We start from the raw sequence: 22,196 nt of genomic DNA on the forward strand, positions 1-22,196 counted from the left end.
AGTTGATATAAGGCAGTGTTAAGGAGTGACATATGTAGTGAAGAAAGAACTGATTGGCAAAAGTGTACTCGTCGTTGAAGATGACCCTAAAATCCGCACACTTGTTAAGATTTATTTGACGAATGAAGGCTTTGAGGTGCTGGAAGCTGACAACGGGATCGTCGCTCAGGAAATGATTGAGAAATATGATCCATGCATCCTCATTCTTGACCTGATGCTCTCCGGAAAAAGCGGTGAAGAAATATGCCGCTGGGTTCGCAATGACCTGGAAAGCATGATGCCTGTCATTATGCTGACTGCAAAGGCTTCCGAGAAAAGCAGGATCGATGGCTTCAAGCTTGGAGCCGATGATTATGTCGTAAAGCCCTTCAGTCCAGCTGAGCTGATGGTCAGGGTTGAAGCGGTGTTAAGAAGGACGGCAAGCAGATGCGGGAAACTGACTTTTACAGGTCTTACAATCAAGCCTGCAAAAGGCGAGGCAATGGTTGATGGCGAGCTACTCGATTTGACCAATTTTGAATTCAGGCTTCTTCATATGTTCATGCAGCATCCAGGACAAATCCTTTCTAGGACACAAATACTCGACACAATTTATGAAAACCACGAAAAGGCCGTTACTGAGCGGACGATTGACGTCCATATCAAGAACCTCCGTGAAAAAATTAAAGAAAAAACACCCAAAGATTATATCCAGACAGTAAGAGGAATGGGGTATAAATTTGCGGCGAATTAAAAGCTTGGCAGACCTGTTACTATCTAAACTCGTGGCGGTCAACAGCGTCGTCATCCTGCTTGTCATCATGCTTGCAGGTATATCCGTGAAAGATTACGCCTGCTTCCTTGTCAATAACCAACAGGTGACTGGGACGCAGCTGGTTGACACATTGAATTCATTCCTTATTAAAGTTAGTTTCATTGCATTTGTCATTGCCGGGCTTCTGCATTATTTTTCAGTAAAGCGAATCGTGGAACCGGTGAAGACAATGGCTTTTGCCGCCAACCAAATCAAGGAAGGCAAGATTCCTTCGAAAATAGATGTCTCTGCAAGCGGTGAATTGGGTGAACTAGTAACGAATTTCAACGCCATGTCAGAAACTCTCTCTGCAGTACAGACAAGACGGGAAGAAATGTTAAGAGATATTGCCCATGAGTTGAGGACTCCGTTAACAAATATCAATGGCTATCTTGAAGCCCTTCATAACGGGATATTATCAGGTGACCGCGAGCTATTCGGCTCTCTTTTGGAGGAATCCAAGCGGATTACGAGGATTGTTGACCTGATATCTGAGCTTGACGCGTGGAATAAAGAAGTTTACTTTCTTGAGAAACAGTTTGAAATAACTGATATGAAACAAGTCATCGCAGAATCACTGGCAGCCTTCCAGCTGAAGTTATCGAACAAATTCGAAACAGTCAATCAGCATATAGAACATGCACCCATTTTTGGTCATGAAGACGGCTTAAAGCAAGTCCTATCCAATCTGCTGCAAAATATCATAGATTATGATACTGGCGAGAATCTTTCAATTGCTGCACAGCCTGATGGTAAGGTATACAAAATCACTTTTTCCCATGAAGGAAAATACATTGATCCGGAGATGAAAGAACTCATTTTCGAACGATTTTACAGGCTTGAAGAATCACGCAGCACAAAAGCAGATGGCGCAGGGCTCGGACTTGCCATTGCCAAAAGTATCATTGATGCACATCAAGGGAAAATCGGCGTTGATACAGATGGTCATAAGCACACATTCTGGGTAACGATTCCAATCCACCTAAATTCTTAATCATTCCTTAACAATACGATTACATACTGGACTGTAAATGAAGTTTTCGTAAAAAGGGAGCGATTGTGATGGAATTTACCTACTATAATGGAAAACTGATTGGCCAGCTTGAATATGGGTTCTTGCCAATATCTCCAAATACTGAGATGGGGTACAGACCTATGGAGCTGTTCGTATCCTCTTTAACTGGATGCAGCACCTCGGTGCTCGCAAATATTCTCACCAAAAAGAGAATAGACTATAAAAGAATTGACGTACAAGTGTCAGCGACCAGGAATCCGGAAGAGGCAAACCGGGTTGAACAGCTGATCTTTAATGTACGTGTTCAGATTGATACTATGGACAAGGCTGATCATGCTGAAAAGCTTGCCGGACTTGTCCTGAAAAATTGCGGCATGATTCAATCTGTAATCGGCAGTATCGACATCGGTTATCAGATTGAGTTCACGTCAGAACAGCCAAAAAAAGGTGATGTTGCTTGAACTATATAACTTTCGGCAGATTCACGCTGCCTGCGGATTTGCTTGCAGCGTTTGCTGCCATTTTTATCGGAGCCCTGATTTACCGGGCCAAGGAGAAAAAGAGTATCGATGATTGGTATTGGAACAGCTTCTTCCTTTACATAGCTGTGTATAAACTCAGCTATGCAGTCTTCAATTTTAAGCTGTTCATTGATACTCCCTTCTCCCTTCTCTACTTTAATGGCGGTACAGAAGGCCAGATCCTTGCATATATTGGAATCGCACTCTATTTATATTGGCTAGCAAGGAAAAAGGGCAACACCATCAAGGAGTATCTTCCTGTTTACTTTATATTCTTTTTACTGTATTGGACAGGGTTATTTGCATTCTCACAGGACTATCTCGCAACCGCTATACAGACGGTCCTTTTATTAGGCTTCATATTATTTTTCTTCAAAAACATTAAGCTTGCTGTTGAGTATGCAATCTTTTTCCTGATGCTTGAAGCACTAATACTTAGCCTTTTTTCCGATATGCTATCAGTGGAAAATTTATTGATTTTCGCACTCGGAATTTACTTAATCATTTTACAGCGATTTAATAAGGAGGAAATTCAGCATTGAATAAAAATCTTTTATCATTTGCGATTTTAGCGCTGGCTGTTGTCATTCTTGTCGTGAATATCTGGAAACCTGGATCAACAGAAAGTGAAAAGAACACAACAGCTCCAGCAGGCGAATCTGTAGAAACAACAGAGGATATTCCAGGCGCGAAGCTTTCTTCTTTGCGTGAAGGCGCAGAGGCTCCTGATTTTGAGTTGAATACTCTTGATGGAAAAACAATCAAGCTATCTGATTACCGTGGCAAAAAAGTGATCCTTAATTTCTGGGCTACATGGTGTCCTCCATGTAAGGCCGAAATGCCGCATATGCAAAATTTCTACGAAGAATACAATGATCAGGACGTAGAAATTCTCGCTGTCAACCTGACAAATATGGATAAAGGTGCAGATGAAGTCAAAAAATTCGTTGAGGAGTACGGTTTGACCTTTACGATTCCTATGGATGAAGAGGGATACGCCGGAACGACCTACCAGGCATTCACCATCCCAACCAGCTATATTCTTGATGAAAATGGTGTGATTACGAAGAAAATCGTTGGCCCTATGGATGAGAAAATGATGAAGGAACTTACTGGTGTTAAGTAAAAAGTCGCGGCTGAGGCCGCGACTTTTTGTGTGTTAACCGGTATTTAGGGCTTGTCCACCTTCGAAATGTCCATTAAACCTTCTTTCGTGGACATTTTGGCCATGCTTCGCCTCTGAAATGTCTATTAAAACCTCTTTCTTAGACATTTGGGCGCTGCTTCGCCTCTGAAATGTCCATTAAAACCTCTTTCTTAGACATTTGGGCGCTTCTCCACCTTCGAAATGTCCATTAAACCTTCTTTCTTGGACATTTTGCGGTTGCTTCCCCTTCAAAATGTCCATTAAAACCTCTTTCTTAGACATTTTGGCGCTGCTCCACCTTTGAAATGTCCATTAAACCTTCTTTCTTGGACATTTTGGCCTTGCTTCGCCTCTGAAATGTCCATTAAAACCTCTTTCTTAGACATTTGGGCATTACTTTCCCTTCAAAATGTCCATTAAAACCAAACATTACTAGGTGCTCAGGATTCTTGGTTCTGCATCAGCCTTGAATGTTCCCTTTTCCAGCAAATACTGCTTAATAACATCAAGAGCATGGACACCATGGTAGGTTTTATCTGCTTCAGCCCCTTTGAACAGCTGTTTGCCGGCCCCCGCAACCTTGTATTTCTTTTTCAGGTCAATCTCCTGTCCGCCAACGAGCAGCTTCTGAATCCTGTTCCCTTCCGGATTGTAGGGCTTGAAGGACATGAATAATCCAGAAGACCTTAGGATATATCCGCCTTTTTGCTTGAACGGGTCTCTTGAGAACACCATCTCCAGATTCTTCTCTAGGGCATTCAACAGGCGCTCTCCAGTCATTTCGAGTGTGAACATTTCGGGGTTCGTCGGGATGATGGAATGCAGCTCATACTCGGTAATATCCCCTGTTGGGATTGGAGTACCATACCTCCACCCATGTGAAAATGCCAGATCGCTATCATAGGCGTGAAGATAGGCATCTGTGATCAGTTGATCCATCGGCGCTTCATTCAAGGTCATTCTGTGTAAAATAGACTCGGTCTTTCCGACGAGATTGCCCCGCTCCTTACTGTACGGTTCTAATATATCAGCAATGATTACAGCCATTTCCTCATCCTCAGGGAAGCTTTCGTCAATTGCCACTAGTTCGTATCGATAATCCTCCATCCTTCCGCCTTCAAGGGTAATATCAAGTTTTCCAAGGAATGATGCACTTGAACCAGCTTGGACGACAAGCGTATCATTGACGGTGATCGCCTCTTCTACCCTGTCATGGCTGTGCCCCGACAAGACTATATCAATGCCATCTACGAGAGTTGCCAGCTCTACATCAAGAGGGAGCCCCATATGGCTTAACACCACAACTAGGTCTACCTGATCCTTTAACTCTTCCACACAATCACGCGTTTCCTCCACACCTCTAGAGAACGCAAGGCCTTTCGAGAAGCTTTCCGGCATGGTCTCATCGACATACGGATAAGTCAGACCTATGATACCGACCTTGACGCCCTCTAGCTCCTTGATGATAAATGGGTTCATAAACGATTCATTTGTTTCTTGTTTCTTAACGTTGCAGGCGACAGAGGGAAAAGGCAATGCTTTTACCAGAGAGGACAATTGCTCTTTTCCGTAGGCGAAATCCCAGTTCCCAGGGACCCAGCCATCCAGCCCCATTTTTTCCAATGCTGGTAAAATTGCTTCGCCTTTCGACGCTACTAAAGGGAGTGTTCCATGAAACAGGTCTCCCCCATCCAGAAATAAAACATTATCTGCTTGTGATTTAAAATCCTTGATATACTTCGCAATTCTCGGAAATCCACCTGTTTTACGCAGTTCAGGTTTGTTTTCTTTCCAGAATAGTTCAGGGTGGAGATCCAGGCTCCCATGGGTATCGTTTTGTTGTATAATCGTCAACTTAGTCATAGTACCTCTCCTCTACTTTTTAGGATTTTTCCATAAGCCTCCTGATGTGCATGAAGCTTATGGAAAAATCCTTTCTAGTCAAAAGGAGTACCCTTATTAGGTACCCCTTTTTGTTCCTTGTCCTCATGTTTATCTAACTGCACAGCGGTTAGGGCCGATTTCCATTTCCCGCTGCTCTTCGATATCCGGATTGATTTTCCCCATATTCATCTGCCTGATTTCCTGATAGGAATTTGGCTGTGGCGGAAGGTTCTCGGTAACTGTCTTCCTGAACGTATCTTCACTGTCGATTTGCAAACCGTGGTTCTCGGCATAAAGGACACCAAGTTTTTCGGAAATGCTGCCGTCATCATTCATTTCATTGATTCCCATATAGTGGGCTGGAAGGACCAGCAGTTCATCAGCGAGTTCCTTATAGCGCTTGTATAAAGTGCTCCTCAAGTCGCCCACCCAGTCCTGAGCCAGGCCGGCCAGGTCAGGGCGTCCGATTGAGTCGATGAACAGAATGTCACCAGTCAATAAATATTGGTCATGAATGATGAACGAAGTACTTCCGATTGTATGGCCCGGAGAGTACAATGCATGGATCACGGTGTTTCCAACCTTGATTTCATCGCCATCTTGAAGAGGTTCATATTGGAAAGTCACTTCTTCTGCATCTTTTGGAGGGAGATAGTATTTGGCTCCCACTTTATCAGCAAGTTTCTTACCACCCGAAATATGGTCAGCATGAAGGTGGGTATCCAACAGGGCAATAAGCTTGAAATCCTTGCCTGACATGAATTCCTCATACTGTTCAATCATCCGGTTTGTATCGATGATGGCAGCTTCGCCATTTGATTCAACAAGATAGGATAGGCATCCTTTCCCAATTCGGACGAATTGATAGAGCGATCCGCCATTCTTAAGGTCACCGATCTTGATAGGCTCTAAATGCTCACTCCAGGCTTTCATACCGCCTTCAATAGAGTATACATTCGTATAACCAGCCTCTTCAATTTGCTCGGCAACAAACTCTGACGAACCACCTTTTGCGCATACAACGTAAATATCCTGGTCTTTAGGCAATACATCCTTTATTGGATCAATACCTTCAAGCAGGTCAAAGTATGGCGTATTATGGACTATTACATTGCGTCCTTCAATTTTCCAATCATCGAAGTCATCTGTATTTCTTGCATCAATGATAAACAGGTCTTCATGGTTAATGACTTTTTGCGCTATTTCTTTTGCTGAGATTGTCTTTACCATTTGATTCCTCCTGTTTTACTTTGGTTTTTAGAATGTCAGCGTAATGTCTGCGTCACTTGCGAAGTGCAGGAAGGAAGCAGCACCGCCTACATCGATCCCCTCAACGAACTGATCTTTTTGAAGAGACATTACGTCCATTGTCATCTGGCAGGCAATCATTTTGACGCCCATTTCAGCTGCCATTTCAACAAGCTGTTCTACAGGAGGAACATTTTCTCTTGCGAAACCTTCCTGGAAGTGTTCTGTCCCTGCTGGCATAGGAAGTTGCTTGTGCGCTTCCTTATGGATCAGGTTAAGCCCTTCAAATGTGAAGAAAATTCCTACTTCTGCGTCTGTTGCTGCTGCTGCAGTCGCGATATTGAATACTTTGTATGCGTCGAACATTCCGCCGTTAGAGGCGATGATAGCTACTTTCATTTTTGGTTCCTCCTATTTTTCAACTGATGTTTCGGTCGGGCCTGTCCAGTCCTTCATTCCAGAAACAACATTAATTGGTTTTTTGAATCCTTTTTCAGCAAGCTTTTTCGCTGCCATGTCACTTCTTGAGCCAGAGCGGCAAATGATATAAACATCCTCTTCAGGGTTCAGTTCATTGAAACGCTGCTCTAGTTCTCCAAGTGGAATTGATTTCGCATTCGGAATATGCCCAAAAGCATATTCAGCAGATTCTCTTACATCGAGAATCGTTATTTTTTCATTCCCATCAAGCTTAGCCAATACTTCTTCAAGAGAGGCTGTATGTGGGTGAGGCGTTTCATTATTGAGTTCATCATCACTGGCTTTACGGAGATAGTGTTTAAGCACATCTCCTTCAGTTATTGTACCGAGGTATTGATTGCCTGTACTTTCAGCCCATGCTTTTAAATCAGTTGTCGATCCTTTGTCCGTTGCCTGCACCTCGATAACCTGGCCAGGCTCCAGCTCATTCATGGTTTTCTTTGTTTTGACAATCGGCATTGGGCACGCAAGTCCTTTTGCGTCCAGTACTTTATCCGCAGAAATTGACATAGTAATCCCCCTTCCTTCACATTAGTATTTATGAATTCCCGGAATCCATACTGTAAAAATACTCCCTAGTATATATACCTCCCGAGGTAAAAACTATGCGTATATTGTAAAAAAAAACATGAAAAAACAGCAACCATTTTTGCCTGGTTGCTGTTCCTGCTTATTACTTGCAATAATTTTAGAAACCATTTGTCAGGTATGTATCCCAGGGAGAGTAGTGTCTACTACAAAAGCGAAAAGGCCAAAAAAGCCACAGCAAATGATGCCGCGGCCCCACCTATTCAATTCTTCCGTTGACCAAAAGCTGATTCCAAGTCTTCCCGCCATCCTCTGTTTCGTAAAGGTCGTTCAGGATGGTAATGAATGCAATCCGGTCTTCCTGCTCTGGGTCAGCAGCTATATAAGTAATCGGATTGTCATACTTCAGGTTAGGTATGGTCACTTCCTCCCCTGCATTTCCCTGCTCTATTGAAAGTCTGATTAGCTTAATCTCTTCATTCACGACTGGTGCGATATACAAGGCCCCCTTAGAATAGGCTGCAGCCGTAACCATTTGATAATCTCCAGCTCTTTCCATGGTCTTCCCATAATCGTTCGAAACAAAAATCCCTTCTCTCGTAGACATCGCTATAGTTCCGCCTTTTTCAGGATGAACTGCAATCATCCCAAGGGAATTTGCAGTAAGTCCATTAAGTTCTACAAGTTCCCATGCTCCACCTCTATCTTTGGAGACATATACGCCTCGCTCCAGCTCAGAATTAGGCTCTTCATTAATCAAGTATAAGACGTCATCCTTGTAGCTAGCAGAAAGAAAATGAAAATCGCTCTCCCCGTAAAAAGCTATTTTTTTAAGTGTGTTGCCCTTGTCGGTACTTTTCACAAGGCCAAGCGGATTTTTCAGGTCTGAGCCCTCTGCTGGATGGCCACTTGCAAAAAAGCCACCTTCAAAAGCCTGAAATCCCATGTAGTCATGGTTTTCGTCAGTCGTTTCCAGCCATTGACCATCTTTGAATATCTTCAAACCATGGTGGGAGGCGACATATAAACCCTCATCATTTCCCGGGTAACCAATTCCGTGAATATGATCAATTTTTTGCGGAGCAGCCTTTATGATAAAATCAGCCTCTGATACCTCCTCAGATTGCTTTTGCTCCTCATTCTCTGCATTATTTTCCTCAGAAGCAGGCTTTGCCTGTTCCTGATTTTCTTCACCTGAACATCCAGTAAATACGAACATTCCAGCGGCCAGGGTTGTGACCAAAATGAATCTATTGTTAAACATACTACTTCCTCCGTTTTCTTCTTTTTTTCCAGTAATAGTAGCAAATTCCAGCCACTGCTGCAAAAATGGTAGCAGCAAGCTGATATTCAGTTTCCCAACCAAGTACAGTATGTACTGAATATGCCTCAATAAAGAGGGCCGGAATTTTCCCTATTGTACTTGATACAGTAAAAGTCCATGTCCCCATTGCGCTGTATGAAGCGGCCAGAGTGACGAGTCCGGATGGAGCGAACGGAAAAAGTCTTAGTAAAATCACCAGCATGAACGCCTCCATGCCATGTGTTTGCTTGAGCCTTTCCAGAACTTTAATCGTTCTTGATGAATCGATATTGCCACCCAGCTTTTTAAGCCCTTTCCGATACAGAATAAAACTTATGACCGCCCCTAAAGCTTCGCCTATAATGGAGAGAAAAAGTCCCCAGACAAATCCGAAATAAACGATGTTTGCCGCTGTCACAAAAGCACTCGGAATAATACCGGCTATTGCGATCACTATACTGACTGCAAGGCTAATGATAATGGCAAACCAAACCGGCTGGCCAGATAGAGTTTCTAATAATGACATATGCCAGCCTCCAGTTAAATTTCAAAACTTTGTCACTGCTTCTGCTTAGTTTTTGCAAACTGTCCCGGTAAAATTTATGTATACCTGAAAGGAGCTGACCAAGACATGAAAAAACTTACGTTAAGTTTATTAGGCGCAGCATTGATATTTGGAGCAAGTACTGCTGCCTTTGCAGAGGAAGGGACAGAAGGTAAAGGTACTTTTAATTTTGGCCAAATGAAGCCGTTAATTGAAAATATGCACCCAGGCTTGTCCGATGAAGAAGTCAAGCAAATGTACAATGACTGCCATGGTACAAACGGGGCCATGCCGAGCAAAAACTTTAATATGATGGATAGCGGCCATATGAATAGCCTGTAATTACAACTCCAGCATTTCATTCGACTAGCAAGAAGGGTTCTGGATAAAATCCAGAACCTTTTTCTATGTACTGAATCTATTTTAACTTAAGATGTTGCAGAAAACATAAAGAAAAAGAATTGCGGAACAAAAAGCGCAAGCGCCTCGTTCAGCCCCGACAAGCGCTGGAGGGACGACCGGTGAAGTCGTTCTTTGACTTCATTGGGCGGACCGAAGCGACTCGAGGGGCTAGGCGCTGGAGCTGGATTAAGAAAACCCATATAACTAACCACAACGAAATCATCTTATAATTTATATACACAATAAAAAACAACCTAACCAAATCGGTCCAGGCTGTCTCAAAAGTTTCCTTAAACTAATACTTTATTATGTTCATGCTGGGATGGCAAGTCAGCTATGATTGTGCCATCTTGTGAGTGCTGGGACGGCAGATCGGCTATGATTGTGCCATCTTGTGAGTGCTGGGACGGCAGATCGGCTATGATTGTGCCATTCTGCGAGTGCTGGGATGGCAGGTCGGCTATGGTTGTGCCGTTCTGCGAATGCTGGGATGGCAGGTCGCCCAGGTTCTTATCAAAGGAATTCCAGCACAACACACCTGCAACAAAAGCTGCTATAAGTGGCAAGATTAATATTCTTTTCATTTTATACCTCCTACCTGGGTAAAACAATCAGCAATACTTCAATAATTTTTCCATTTCATCCATTACTAAACTAGCAAACTTCTCATTCTTCTGCAGCTTGAAAATCGTGACTGCTTTTTCAAGATATTCCTTACCTTTGTTTTCTTTACCCAATTTAATGTAATTCATGCCTGTTTGGTAACAAAGTTCTCCAAATAAATACATGTTTTCTTCATATATACAATTGTCGATCCCTTTGCTGGAATAGATGAGGGATTCTTCATATCTCTCAAGCTTTGACAGTGCCTGGGCAAGACCATAGAGAATCCTTAGCCAGATTCTTGAATCCTGAACTTGTGGAAGCTCTGTCAATTGGTTCAGGGCTTTTTGAAAAAGCTCGACAGCATTATCCAGGTTCCCGCTATCCTTTTCAATGATCGCCATGCTGGTCAGAATCTCAATTTCACGCTCTGTCATTGCATTCGGTTCCTGATGGGTCATGCCCAATGCCTGGCCTAGTAAGCCAAGGGATTTCTGTCTATCTCCCTCAAGGTAATAGCTGCATATTCCCTGGTGCCATACCAAGAATTGATTGAATGATGTATGTTTGAACAGCGGATTATCCTGTTCCTTCTGGATGATCTCATTGATTGCGGCATAGTCCCGCTCTCTTTTATACTTTTTTATTATCTCCGTAACCGCGATTGCGTAATTGTAAGTTTCAGTAGAAGCGATATCGAAAAAATGATTGAGCTCTACTTCAAGCTTTGAAGCGATTTTCGATAATTGATCGATTGTTGGATATTTCTCTTCTTTTTCAAATCGAATGATATCCTCTTCAGAACAGATTCCTTCAGCCAATTGCGGCTCAGTCAAACCTTTAAAAACCCTAGAAGACCTAAGAATTTTCCCGAAGTTATATCCAACCAGGCTCATCCCCTACACCCCATTTAATATTAATTACATTTATATTATCACAATGTTTATAACTTTTAAAAATCGGAAGAGAGTACCCGAATCCAAAATTTCTATTTCCCAATCCAGTGTTTATTTTAAATATGTAAAATAAGGCAGAATTAACACAGCAAAGGAAAGAAGGCCAACTACAATCGCTCCTGCCCTGTTTTTTTGCTTCCATATGGTGACTGCGAAGGCGAGGGAGTACAAAAATACCAAAAGCACCCCTCCCCAAATCCAAAAGATCATCTCAATCCCTCACTTCTTCAAGCTGAGGAAGCTTAGTCTGCCGGCCAAACTCGCCAAATCGGATATCGACATTCACATTGATTTCAGCATCGGGATAGGATTTCATCCAGTCGAAATCCCTGAATTCCTGTAGTGTCCAAAACCACTTCCTTATCGGAACAGATAAATGGAAAGTATCACCTTTGAGTTCTTCCTGAGTATATTTAATGTATTGTGTTAGATGTTCTTCCATTGTTTTTTTCATCGACTTCTTCAATTCATCTACTTTTTCTTTGTTTTTGGCATAATTGACCATACTCGGATCACTGAGTATTTCAATATAAACTGGAACCCTTATATCAACAATCGCTTTACCGTTTCGCTGCTTGAAGTCATATCTGTTCTTTCTTTGTTTGATGACTCTTGCAGAGATCCGATACCGCTCATCAAATGGATCCTTGAATGTGGTCATAAAGTCTGCTACTTCCCATGTGTTGTCCAGTAAGGATGATATTCGTGTTTCTTCTCCTGTGATTTTGCCAATCATTATTCCTTCTTTAAAAACAGCAGATCCACTGAATTGTGTGTCATTCGTTTTTCCGCCAAATCGGACTTCCCCCGCCATGAAATCATCATCAGAAGCGATGTCTTTATCTTTTTCCTTTTCAGTTGAAGCATAAATTCCCAGGAATAAATCTGCGTCACTTTCTGCCACCTGGAAAAAACCATTTAAATCGGTGTTAGGAATCATTCCTGTCTCTTCACCCCTGCTGATCATGAACTCAAAAAATTTATGAGGCCTGGTCTCAAGAAATGGGTTATTGTTTAATATGAATTTTTCGGCTCTTTCTTTTGTTATGACCAATTCCGTGGTCCTTTTGATTTCCCTGTCTTTCGTTGCAGAGTAGATCACTCTGATAAAATCAGGTTTCCTGGCTAACTCCTCCGATACAATGATGACATTTAACAAGTCATAAGAGATTTCCTTTGAGATGACTGTATTCGCTGTATTCCGCGAACTGATGAAATCATCGGCCACTAGCGAAATGATTTCCTCCGGAGATTCAGTTGACCCGCCTCCCGATTGCTGCGAACCCACCTCAGGATTGGCGACTAAGTACGTCACCTTTATTTTTCCTTCTTTCTCATGTGTATCAAGACCAATACCAATCACATAAGCTTTTTGGTCAAGTTCCTTCTTATCCCAACAGCCTGTCAAAGAAAGGATGATGAAGGTCATAATAGAGATTTTAGTTAGTTTCTTGAACTGTCCCATTTTTAAAATCTCCCCGTATCTTCGCGATTAGCCACATTAGCGGCGGCAGGAATAAAAATACCGGACTGATCAGCATCAATAGGTTTTGCCTCATATTAAAAAGTACGATTGATGGGCTGTCTGGTGCAATACCAATTAAAATGATCAGTGTCGTTATTAACGGTATCAGATATTCAAATTCATTAATTTTCAGGATTCCTGCCAGAAGTACCGCACTGATATACAAATAAAAAGAAAACCTTATAAAAGTAGCCACCAGCCAAAATGGGAAGAATAAGGTTTCTACATTTTGCAGGAAGCCAATCTGGATATACCTGATTGTTTCATGGAAAGGGTAACTTAGCATCTCGGCCGTTGTGTAATCAAAAATCATCACAAATGTGACCATTGCCAGACTGATTTCCAGTGTGACCAAAACCAAACCCAACAGCGTGCCTTTTTTAAAATCCTTGAAAGATGTTACCAGCGGAGCAATCAACCCAATAAAAAATAAATCCGAAAAGATTGATACATTTTTGGCAGAGGCCTTAAGAATCTCCATACTGCCTTCGCCCAAAATCGGAAAAATATAATCAAAGTGGCCAGCATTAAGACTGACTAGTATCGCTATGAACAAAGTGATCTTTAAATATGGCAGCAAAACCCAAGCCACAGTTCCAATCTGCTCAATTCCCCTCTTGGCTCCATAGGCGCAGACCAGCATCAACATGACATAAATGATACTAGGAGGAGTTTTGGTAAAGTACATGGTTCCGATTATATCAACGTATATTCCTGTATCAGCGATAATGGAAGCAACTCCTGCCACCAGGAGAAGAATTGATATGATTGTCCCGAAAAATCTTCCAAATATATGGATGATGACCTCATGCAAATCCTTGCCTTTATGAGCTGAAAAAACTTTAATCAACAGAATAACCGGAATAAACGCCATCAATCCCATCAGCAATACGACTATCCATCCGGCGTTTCTTGCATTTTCAAATATAATTGTGGGAGTATCGTCACTAAGCTTGGTGCCAATTGCTAAGGAAATGATTGCAACATATTCTTTTATCCCAATTTTCCCCTCGTTTTGTTTCATTGCTTATGCCCCATCGCTTTTTTTTTGTAAATCAGAGGTTTTCAAAAATCCAGGCCGGAGTTTTTCATTTTTCACAAGCCGCCGAAAAATAGTATCCTTGGACGATTTATAACTTGGAGACAGCGGTGCTAAGTATGGAACACCAAAAGATTTGAGTGACACCAAATAAAAAATACCAGCAGCAAAAAATGCTGTCATCCCATAGATCCCAAATAATGCTGCACTCATGATAAAAGCAAAACGGATGAGCCTAACAGCGAAGTTTAGGCTTAAATCCGCAACAGCAAAGGAACTCAGACCGCCTAGTGCCACCACAATGATGACAATTGGAGAAATGATATTCGCCTCAACGGCAGCCTGTCCAAGAATCAGCGCCCCTACGATGCCGATCGTCGGACCGATCGGACTGGGCACACGCAGTCCCGCTTCCCGAATCAGCTCAAAAGCAGCTTCCATTATCAAAATTTCAATTACTGCAGGGAAGGGCACTTTCTCACGGGAAGAGGCAATCGCCAGCAGTAAGTCCGGTGGAATCATTTCGGCATGAAAGGTAGTTATTGCAATATAGATGGCCGAAGTGAAAAGCGTAATGAAAAGTGCAACCATTCTTAAGGCTCTAGTAAAATTCCCATAATGGATTCTCAAGTAGTGATCTTCCGGACTATGGAAAAATGACCAGAATGTTGCCGGCAGGACCATGCTGTCAGGTGAGTTATCCATAAGCAAAGCAATATAACCATCTTCAAGGAAAGAGGCTGCCCGATCAGGTCGTTCCGTTGTCAATACGCTCGGGAACAGGGAGTAATTCCGCTCCTCTATGTATTCCTCCAGCAACGAAAGGTTCTGAAGGGCATTAACCTCAAGACTGCCCAATCGCTCCTTGATATTGTCCACCAGCTTCTCATTGGCAAGGCCGCGAATATAAAGAATGTACACATCATTATGCGAGCGCTGCGATACTTCGATCACTTCGACAATCAGGTTCTCATTCTTTATTTTCTTTCTTAGCAGTGAGATATTTGCCACTACTTTTTCATTGAAAGCCTCTTTCGGTCCTTTGATTAAAATTTCACTTTCGGGTTTTTCAATTGCCCTGCTCTGGAAATCCGGACAATCAAGAATATATCCTTTTGCTTCACCATCCAATATCAGCAGGGCATTCCCTTTATTCACATCCTTGACAGCATCCTTGAAAATCTCAATTTCATGGACCATCTGGATGGAAACAACATCCTTAACCTTTTTATTTGCCGAGGTATTTTCCGTTAAAGGCTTGAGGATGTTTTCTTCTATACTCTTAACATCTGATATTGTGCTGATGAATATAAGGGCTGCATTTTTACCGAAGCCCTCCAGATGCAATTCCCGCAATTTTACGTCCTTGTTGTCAGGAATGCTATAGAGCTTTTTGATCACAGACAAATTGTCTTCAAGATTTCGTGAAAACTTCCGATCCTTCAGGTCATCCTGCTCCCCTGTCAGCTTTTCTGCCGAGGGAGCAGGTTGTTTTTGCTGTTTGTTGAGCAGCCTGAGCATTTCCTTTAACAAATTGCATCTACTCCCTGCCAGTTGCTTTTCCTTTTCTTAACTTTTACTAAGCTGCTATGTTTTATGAGTTTTGGTCATATAAAAAGCTCAGGAAATATCCTGAGCTACATATCCTGAGTTTTTTATATGTTCTTTTGTTTTCGTGCTGCCAGTATGTAGATTGCACCTCCCCCAAACGCAATGATGCTGATTGGGATGATGAACGGCTTGGCAATGTCCTTGATTTCTGACCAATTTTCTCCGAGCACGATGCCTAGATAAAGGAAAAACACTGTCCAGGGAATCATTGCGGCGATGGTATATAGCGTGAACTTAATGGCTGACATGCCCGCAATTCCCGCAGGTATCGAAATTGCATGCCTGACCACTGGAATGAACCTTGCCGAGAAAATGACCCCTGAACCATATTGGTTGAACCATTTTTCCGATACTTCCAGATGGTGCTTGTTGATCAATAAGTACTTCCCGTATTTCTCCAGCATCGGTCGGCCGCCAAAATAGCCAAGCCAATAGAGGAACAGCTGCGCAATTGTCCCGCCGATCGTCCCAGCAACAACCGCACCGGTAAAACCGATGGTCCCCTCTGAAATCATATACCCGCCATAGCCAAGGACAATTTCACTCGGGATGACCTCAAGCATCAATCCAATAGCAATTCCAATATAACCAAGGCCCGACAGCCAGTCCAAAACAGCCATGATAAATTCTTGCATGTGCACCACTCCAATTCCTTTCACTCTTAAAAATATATTTATGAATGTCCAAGTTTATCTCTCTTTAGACAAGAAAAAGAACCTGCCCAATTTGACAGGTTCTTTTAAAAGAAACGTCAGCTGCGCCAACCGCCTCTGAATAATACTCTTAAGCCAATAAAGATAATGACGAAAGCAAAAAGCACAATGACAATTACTCCAATAATACCGAAAATGCCCATTCCTGCAAGGGTCAGCAGCAACGGCCCGAATTCAATCAGTACCCAACCTGAGAGCATGCAAGCAAGAAAAAGCAAGACATTAGAACCCCAGTTGAATGACATATCATCATCCCTCCTTTACTATCCAGCATATGTATGTGCAGAAAACAGGTACGGGCTAATGAACAATTCCTTATTTATTGTGTAAAAAAGAAAATGCTCGACGAAAATAGAATTACATAAATTTGCCTGAGCCTGTTTTTGAATAGAAAAACAAGGGAAAAGTAAATATTGTTTTCATACATAAAGAAAGAAATTAGAGGGGGACTATGATGACTAATCAATTATATATGCGTTTCGTAAAACTTCCGATTTTGTTGAGGATCCTGATGATTGCCGCGATGATGATTTCTTTGTTTGGCGTAGTCATTCATTTTGTAGAACCGAAAAGCTTTCCGACTATCTTTGATGGAGTTTGGTGGGCGATCATTACGGCATCAACAGTTGGGTTCGGAGATTTCTATCCCGTTACTACGTGGGGACGAATAACAGCCATCCTGCTTCTGCTGATTGGCACAGGATTTTTATCATCCTATTTCATCCACCTATCTGCTGCGACAGTCACCAAACAAAATGCATATGCTGAAGGAAAGGTAGGCTTTAGAGGAAGTAGCCATATTATCATCATTGGTTGGAACGAGAGATCTCGCTCAGTTATCCGCTCTCTCATAGAGGCGGATGAAACCATCATATTGGTAGACGATACACTGGGGTCAAACCCCATTAAGGACGACAATGTCCATTTCATCAGAGGCCGCGCGAACAAGGATGATACCTTATTGAGTGCCGGTATCACAACAGCCAGGAAAGTAATTATTACATCAGACCAAAACCTTGATGAGCTGCAGGCCGATATGAATACAATTCTCACGCTGCTAGCGATCAAAGGCTTGAACCCGGACATCCGATGCATCGCAGAAATCCAAACAGGCGAACAGATCAATAATGCGAGGAGAGCGGGAGCTGATGAACTGATCCCTGCAAACGCTCTGACCAGTGCCGTCCTGTTAAACAGCATTGCCTCCGCGGAGGTCGTGAACCCTTTATTGGATTTGCTTGGCGAATTGAACGGAAAACGCTTGACTTATATTGAGGCTGAAGCTTCATTGATTGACAAGAATTTTCAGGATGCTAGCCGATTTTTGCTGAAGGAGCGGAATGTTATATTGATTGGACGTAAAAGAGGGGATGACGTGATCGTCAACCCCAAAAACAATATCAAAATTAAATACGATGATCAGTTACTCGCGATATTAAATGACGATTAATGCAACAAAGCAGATTCTACTTCGCGGACAAGCGAACGACCTACTTCGATGTACTTCTCCGGAAAGCTCGCATCCTTATCGACTGGTTCCTGGAACTGGTTGAAGGATGCGCTGGCATTCCCAATCTCCGCATGGTCATCGATTCCACGCTGGTATTTATGGGAAAGCAGGAAAGGGCGCTCAAATTGAACAGTACAGCCCTTCGAATCAAGCTGCCCATCAATCGCCTTAAATGGGAGCCTCAAAAATTGGTACCCAACTTCGTCATCTATTTTATAATCAAACGCACCATGGTCGTAATCCCAGTTTCCTCCGATTGAATATCCCAACGGTTTCAGCATCTGCTCCAGTTTAAAAAGATCAAAATGTTTGCCCTCTAGCTCAGATTGTATCTCAATCAATGGTCGTTTCCGCCTTTCCAGTGTGTTTTTACTTAGTTTTAACCAAAAGCAGCAAATTAATGAGCACTGGACGAGGGGATTTAGCTTGGAATCCAACTTTATGCGGGCCATGATTGCTGGGGTTTTACGTTTATTGGCGGTTTTCACAATTTTATTGGCGGAGTTCACAATTTTATTGGCGATAATTTATTTTTATTGGCGATTTTGACTACTTTATTGGCGAAAATCTAAATTTATTGGCGAACTGGAAATTTCGTGCGATTTTTTCCAGTTCCAAAAAATATCACCTCACAAAAAAGGAGCACCCGCTTGTGTCGGCTACTCCTTTTTCGATATTATTTAAGGCGCTTTTCCAATTCAGCTTTCTTTTCTTCGAATCCTGGTTTGCCGAGCAATGCGAACATGTTCACTTTGTATGCTTCAACACCTGGCTGGTCGAATGGATTCACACCTAGCAGGTAGCCGCTCATTGCGCAGGCTTTTTCGAAGAAGTATACCAGGTAACCGAATGTATACTCATCAAGCTGTGGAATCGTCAGTACCAGGTTCGGTACGCCGCCATCAGTATGCGCAAGCATTGTTCCTTCGAATGCTTTGTTGTTTACGAAGTCAACTGTCTTGCCAGCAAGATAGTTCAAGCCGTCAAGGTCGCTTGCAGCTTCTTCAATTGTCATTTCATGGCGAGGTTTCTCGACCTTGATGATTGTTTCAAACAAGTCACGGCGGCCTTCCTGCACATACTGTCCAAGTGAGTGAAGGTCAGTAGAGAAGTTCGCTGAAGAAGGATAAATTCCCTTCTGATCTTTTCCTTCACTTTCGCCGAATAGCTGCTTCCACCACTCAGAGAAGTACTGAAGGGATGGCTCATAGTTGATCAGCATTTCAATTGTTTTGCCTTTGTTGTAAAGCGCGTTACGTACTGCAGCGTACTGGTAGGCAGGATTTTCTTCAAGCTCTGACTTTCCGAAATCCTCTCTTGCCTGTGCTGCACCTTTCATCATGGCTTCGATATTTGAACCACTGACAGCGATTGGCAGCAAACCTACAGCCGTCAATACAGAGTAACGTCCGCCAACATCATCAGGAATCACGAATGATTCATAGCCTTCTTCGTCAGCAAGAGTTTTTAATGCACCGCGTGCTTTATCCGTTGTTGCATAAATGCGCTTGCGGGCTTCTTCCACTCCATACTTCTCTTCAAGAAGCTTGCGGAAAATACGGAATGCGATTGCAGGCTCCGTCGTTGTTCCAGATTTTGAGATAACATTGATCGAGAAATCTTTTCCTTCTAAAAGGTCCATAACGTCTGTCATATAAGATGAACTGATGTTATTGCCGATAAAGATGATTTGCGGTGTCTTGCGCTTTTCTTTTGAAAGAGCGTTATAGAAGCTGTGCTGTAAAAATTCAAGCGCAGCACGTGCACCAAGATAAGAGCCGCCAATCCCTACAACAAGCAGGACATCAGAATCACTCTTAATCTTTTCCGCAGATTTCTGGATGCGTGCGAATTCTTCTTTATCATAGTCTACAGGCAGATCGATCCAGCCTAGAAAGTCGCTGCCTGCACCAGTCTTTTCATGTAATGAATGATGGGCTACTTTAACAAAATCTCTTAAGTATGTAACTTCGTGTTCACCAAAAAAGCTTAGCGCCTTTGAGTAATCAAAACGAACATGTGTCATGTCTGATCCTCCATTATTTTATATTCTCTATCACTTTATCGAAATGAATCCCAATAATCAAGAAACACTCTCAGATGTAAGCGTGCCCAATTGTGAAATTTTAAGTAAACTTATTAAAAAGTTTTTTTCATCACAATCGGGCACCCTCTTTGTTCTTTTTTCCAAAGTAAAAGAGACCGATTGCCAACCATCCAGCAAACAGGATTCCTGTCCCGATCAAAACTGGAACCGGGCCGAATTGTGCGATGATCGGCATGGAGGCAGCAGTGAAAAGGCCTCCCCCCACTATAGGCTCAAACATGATTTGTTTATAGCCGAACGCGTTGAGTGCAGGCGTTTCTTTTTCTGGATCCACTATTTGCAGCAAGAGTAAACCGGTAGTGGTCATTCCCATGGATTGTCCATATTCGAGCACAGCTCTCTCAAACCAGTGATCGGGCATCACCCTTTTTGCAAGGAAGAAAAACGCAGCAAGATTCAACGCAATCCCTGCTCCTGCAAGTATCAAGAAAGGCAGGATATGCTCACTGATCGCTGAAATAGATAAAGTCGTTACCGAGGCAACAATCAAGACATCCAGGGAAAACCCCTCAATCCGCGCCAGAACCTTTTTATCAATAAGCTTAAACGGGATGAACCGGTCATATAGAAGCTGAGTTGCCACTCCTCCAAGCAAGGCCATAGGAAATAATGGGACATGCTTGATGATTTCTATATCGTAAGCCGGACCCCAGGTGGTATTTTCAAGGAACAACAGACCCTTTAATAAAAGCATTCCTGCGCCGATTGCGACAAAAATGAAGAGGAAGTTGACTGTCAGCGATTCAATTGATTCCGACCTTGTTGATAACTCTCCAGCCGGTTTTTCTTCATCCTTTGGATAGAGACCTTTTTGTTCGCGGTCAGAGAGTTCGGAGGATTTCTTCGCTTCCTTCGCCATCCCTTTCCTGATACCCCAATTGACAATGATAATGCCTGTGATCACACCAGATAGGATTCCGACTGTTGCCAGTCCAAGCGCGATGCTGGCTCCTTCGGAAAAATCAAGCGCCTCAAAAGTGCCTCTCATCCCGGCTGCTGTTCCAGGCCCGCCTTCAAATCCGATTTCAATTAACGCACCTGCCATTGGAGGCAGGTCGAATACTGGCTTCAAAACGAAAATCGCCAAAAGGATTCCGACAACATACTGGCCCCATGATACGGTTTGGCCATAGGCAACTTGAGGACCGGCAATTTTCCATATCTTTTTGAACCCGGGTATTTTTTTACCTAAAAAAAGCGAGGCAAAAATAATCGTGATCGTGACTTCAGGAATCGAATGCATCACATCGTACACTTTTTCAGTATATACGCCATTTTCCAGAAAGCCGGCTCCAGGAATGATCGATCCCAGCTTTCCCAATGCTTCCTTACTCATTAACAATCCAATTAAACCTGCAATAAGGGAGGTAGGGATAAAATACTTTTGGAAAAAAGGAATCGTCATCCGCAGGAGCATCCCAGCAGCCAGCAAGACTGCGATAAAAACGAATGCAAGCAGAACACTGTTAAATTCCATTTTCTCCTCCTAGGATAGTTTTTCTTTTAACCTCATACCCTCTCATCATGGACAAAAACAAAAGATTGTCTTACGGTTTGATTTTCGCTTTGACAATCAACCGGTGTGTTGCCGTATCAATTGGTGTGCATGTAATAAGGGTAAGTACCTTTTCATCCTGGCTGCCATTTAGTACAGAAGTTTCATGAGGCTCCACCACTAAAGTTTCATATACTTCGTATTGGTAAGTGTTGTTTTTATCTCTTACCGTCACGATATCCCCTTTGCCAACTTCATCAAGCCGGTTGAACATGCTTCCATACGCTCTGTTCCGGTGGGCGGCAATTGCGCTGTTCCCTGCCATTCCAGGAGCCGGTGTACCCTGCAGGAGTCCAGCACCCTTATCCAGGTTTTTATCCGATACACCATATAGCAGGGGCAGCTTAACGCCAATCTTGTCTATTTCAATTACGCCGACCATGCCGGCGGACAGTTTCTGTTTTGTCTCCTTTTTATTTTCGGCCAGCAGCTTTTCAGCCTCTTGTTTTTCAGCTGGCGGAACTTCATCCACACTGCTCTCTGCATGTGTTTCGATACTGAATACTTCCTCAAGTTCCCTCAGACTCTCGGCAGCCACCTTATTCTCCTGACTGCTGTCCTCCCACGTTTCAATCATTTTCTCCTGACTGTAGGAAGTGTAGTAATCGTTTGCAGCTGGATAAAAGAAGATCGATAGACCAGCAAGAATCATTAATAACGACAATGCTTTTCTCATAACTTCACCTCGTATAAAAATAAAAGAGGGGAATCG

General features: G+C 42.8%; 24 protein-coding genes. 7 read left to right on the plus strand and 17 right to left on the minus strand.

Annotated elements, in window-relative coordinates:
* Positions 1–37 precede the first annotated feature (37 nt).
* The 5 genes from CD004_RS18740 to CD004_RS18760 all read left to right on the plus strand — a co-directional run bounded on the left by CD004_RS18740 (position 38) and on the right by CD004_RS18760 (position 3,455).
* Positions 38–733, plus strand: coding sequence for a winged helix-turn-helix domain-containing protein (locus CD004_RS18740; RefSeq protein WP_226678730.1), 696 nt, complete (start codon positions 38–40; stop codon positions 731–733).
* Positions 720–1,787, plus strand: a complete 1,068-nt coding sequence (locus CD004_RS18745) for a HAMP domain-containing sensor histidine kinase (protein ID WP_226678732.1) — start codon at positions 720–722, stop codon at positions 1,785–1,787. The genes CD004_RS18740 and CD004_RS18745 overlap by 14 nt, the downstream gene beginning before the upstream one ends.
* Before the next feature lie 68 nt (positions 1,788–1,855).
* On the plus strand, positions 1,856–2,269 hold the full coding sequence (locus tag CD004_RS18750) for an OsmC family protein (RefSeq protein ID WP_102264134.1): 414 nt from the start codon (positions 1,856–1,858) through the stop codon (positions 2,267–2,269).
* Entirely contained in the window at positions 2,266–2,871 is a 606-nt protein-coding gene (locus CD004_RS18755) for a hypothetical protein (protein ID WP_102264135.1), read from the plus strand. Before CD004_RS18750 ends, CD004_RS18755 begins: the two co-directional genes overlap by 4 nt.
* Positions 2,868–3,455 (plus strand): peroxiredoxin family protein, encoded by a 588-nt coding sequence (locus CD004_RS18760; protein ID WP_102264136.1) that lies wholly within the window; start codon positions 2,868–2,870, stop codon positions 3,453–3,455. The genes CD004_RS18755 and CD004_RS18760 overlap by 4 nt, the downstream gene beginning before the upstream one ends.
* A 453-nt stretch (positions 3,456–3,908) precedes the next feature.
* On the opposite strand, the gene CD004_RS18765 is transcribed toward CD004_RS18760, so the two are convergent.
* From CD004_RS18765 to CD004_RS18790, 6 genes are all read right to left on the minus strand, one after another.
* A complete protein-coding gene (locus CD004_RS18765; RefSeq protein WP_102264137.1) occupies positions 3,909–5,339 on the minus strand; it encodes a bifunctional metallophosphatase/5'-nucleotidase in 1,431 nt (476 codons plus the stop codon).
* 129 nt (positions 5,340–5,468) lie between these two features.
* Entirely contained in the window at positions 5,469–6,590 is a 1,122-nt protein-coding gene (locus tag CD004_RS18770; RefSeq protein ID WP_102264138.1) for an MBL fold metallo-hydrolase, read from the minus strand.
* A 27-nt stretch (positions 6,591–6,617) separates the two neighbouring features.
* Positions 6,618–7,007, minus strand: a complete 390-nt coding sequence (locus tag CD004_RS18775; RefSeq protein WP_102264139.1) for a DsrE/DsrF/DrsH-like family protein — start codon at positions 7,005–7,007, stop codon at positions 6,618–6,620.
* A gap of 12 nt (positions 7,008–7,019) precedes the next feature.
* Entirely contained in the window at positions 7,020–7,598 is a 579-nt protein-coding gene (locus tag CD004_RS18780; protein ID WP_102264140.1) for a sulfurtransferase TusA family protein, read from the minus strand.
* A 277-nt stretch (positions 7,599–7,875) separates the two neighbouring features.
* Positions 7,876–8,880 carry a F510_1955 family glycosylhydrolase gene (locus CD004_RS18785; protein WP_102264141.1) on the minus strand — a complete coding sequence of 335 codons (1,005 nt, stop codon included), beginning with the start codon at positions 8,878–8,880 and terminating at the stop codon, positions 7,876–7,878.
* 1 nt (position 8,881) lies between these two features.
* Entirely contained in the window at positions 8,882–9,445 is a 564-nt protein-coding gene (locus CD004_RS18790) for a TVP38/TMEM64 family protein (RefSeq protein WP_102264142.1), read from the minus strand.
* A 105-nt stretch (positions 9,446–9,550) separates the two neighbouring features.
* Between CD004_RS18790 and CD004_RS18795 the strand changes: the two genes are divergently transcribed.
* Positions 9,551–9,805, plus strand: coding sequence for a hypothetical protein (locus CD004_RS18795; protein WP_102264143.1), 255 nt, complete (start codon positions 9,551–9,553; stop codon positions 9,803–9,805).
* A 350-nt stretch (positions 9,806–10,155) separates the two neighbouring features.
* Here the strand turns inward: CD004_RS18795 and CD004_RS18800 are convergent, their stop codons facing one another.
* The 7 genes from CD004_RS18800 to CD004_RS18830 form a co-directional block, all read right to left on the minus strand.
* The gene (locus tag CD004_RS18800) at positions 10,156–10,449 is read right to left on the minus strand and encodes a hypothetical protein (RefSeq protein ID WP_102264144.1); all 294 of its coding nucleotides are present in this window, start codon (positions 10,447–10,449) and stop codon (positions 10,156–10,158) included.
* A 27-nt stretch (positions 10,450–10,476) separates the two neighbouring features.
* Positions 10,477–11,364 carry a helix-turn-helix domain-containing protein gene (locus CD004_RS18805; RefSeq protein ID WP_102264145.1) on the minus strand — a complete coding sequence of 296 codons (888 nt, stop codon included), beginning with the start codon at positions 11,362–11,364 and terminating at the stop codon, positions 10,477–10,479.
* Between the two features lie 271 nt (positions 11,365–11,635).
* Positions 11,636–12,889, minus strand: a complete 1,254-nt coding sequence (locus tag CD004_RS18810) for a Ger(x)C family spore germination protein (protein WP_102264146.1) — start codon at positions 12,887–12,889, stop codon at positions 11,636–11,638.
* On the minus strand, positions 12,864–13,973 hold the full coding sequence (locus tag CD004_RS18815) for a GerAB/ArcD/ProY family transporter (RefSeq protein ID WP_102264147.1): 1,110 nt from the start codon (positions 13,971–13,973) through the stop codon (positions 12,864–12,866). Before CD004_RS18815 ends, CD004_RS18810 begins: the two co-directional genes overlap by 26 nt.
* 3 nt (positions 13,974–13,976) lie before the next feature.
* Entirely contained in the window at positions 13,977–15,521 is a 1,545-nt protein-coding gene (locus CD004_RS18820) for a spore germination protein (protein ID WP_226678746.1), read from the minus strand.
* A 122-nt stretch (positions 15,522–15,643) separates the two neighbouring features.
* Positions 15,644–16,234 (minus strand): undecaprenyl phosphate transporter UptA, encoded by a 591-nt coding sequence (locus CD004_RS18825; protein ID WP_102264148.1) that lies wholly within the window; start codon positions 16,232–16,234, stop codon positions 15,644–15,646.
* A gap of 116 nt (positions 16,235–16,350) precedes the next feature.
* The gene (locus tag CD004_RS18830) at positions 16,351–16,557 is read right to left on the minus strand and encodes a hypothetical protein (RefSeq protein WP_102264149.1); all 207 of its coding nucleotides are present in this window, start codon (positions 16,555–16,557) and stop codon (positions 16,351–16,353) included.
* 206 nt (positions 16,558–16,763) lie between these two features.
* Here CD004_RS18830 and CD004_RS18835 point away from each other — a divergent pair, with 206 nt between their 5' ends.
* Positions 16,764–17,762, plus strand: coding sequence for a potassium channel family protein (locus tag CD004_RS18835; protein WP_324782201.1), 999 nt, complete (start codon positions 16,764–16,766; stop codon positions 17,760–17,762).
* On the opposite strand, the gene CD004_RS18840 is transcribed toward CD004_RS18835, so the two are convergent.
* The 4 genes from CD004_RS18840 to CD004_RS18855 form a co-directional block, all read right to left on the minus strand.
* The gene (locus tag CD004_RS18840) at positions 17,759–18,163 is read right to left on the minus strand and encodes a YugN-like family protein (protein ID WP_102264151.1); all 405 of its coding nucleotides are present in this window, start codon (positions 18,161–18,163) and stop codon (positions 17,759–17,761) included. The two genes, CD004_RS18835 and CD004_RS18840, sit on opposite strands and share 4 nt — an antisense overlap.
* Before the next feature lie 335 nt (positions 18,164–18,498).
* Positions 18,499–19,848, minus strand: coding sequence for a glucose-6-phosphate isomerase (locus CD004_RS18845; protein ID WP_102264152.1), 1,350 nt, complete (start codon positions 19,846–19,848; stop codon positions 18,499–18,501).
* Between the two features lie 130 nt (positions 19,849–19,978).
* Complete coding sequence (locus tag CD004_RS18850) at positions 19,979–21,406, minus strand: sodium/glutamate symporter (protein ID WP_102264153.1); 1,428 nt, start codon at positions 21,404–21,406, stop codon at positions 19,979–19,981.
* A gap of 70 nt (positions 21,407–21,476) precedes the next feature.
* A complete protein-coding gene (locus CD004_RS18855) occupies positions 21,477–22,160 on the minus strand; it encodes a class D sortase (protein ID WP_102264154.1) in 684 nt (227 codons plus the stop codon).
* Positions 22,161–22,196: the final 36 nt, after the last annotated feature.

Source organism: Mesobacillus jeotgali (assembly GCF_002874535.1).
Classification (GTDB): Bacteria; Bacillota; Bacilli; order Bacillales; family Cytobacillaceae; genus Mesobacillus; species Mesobacillus jeotgali.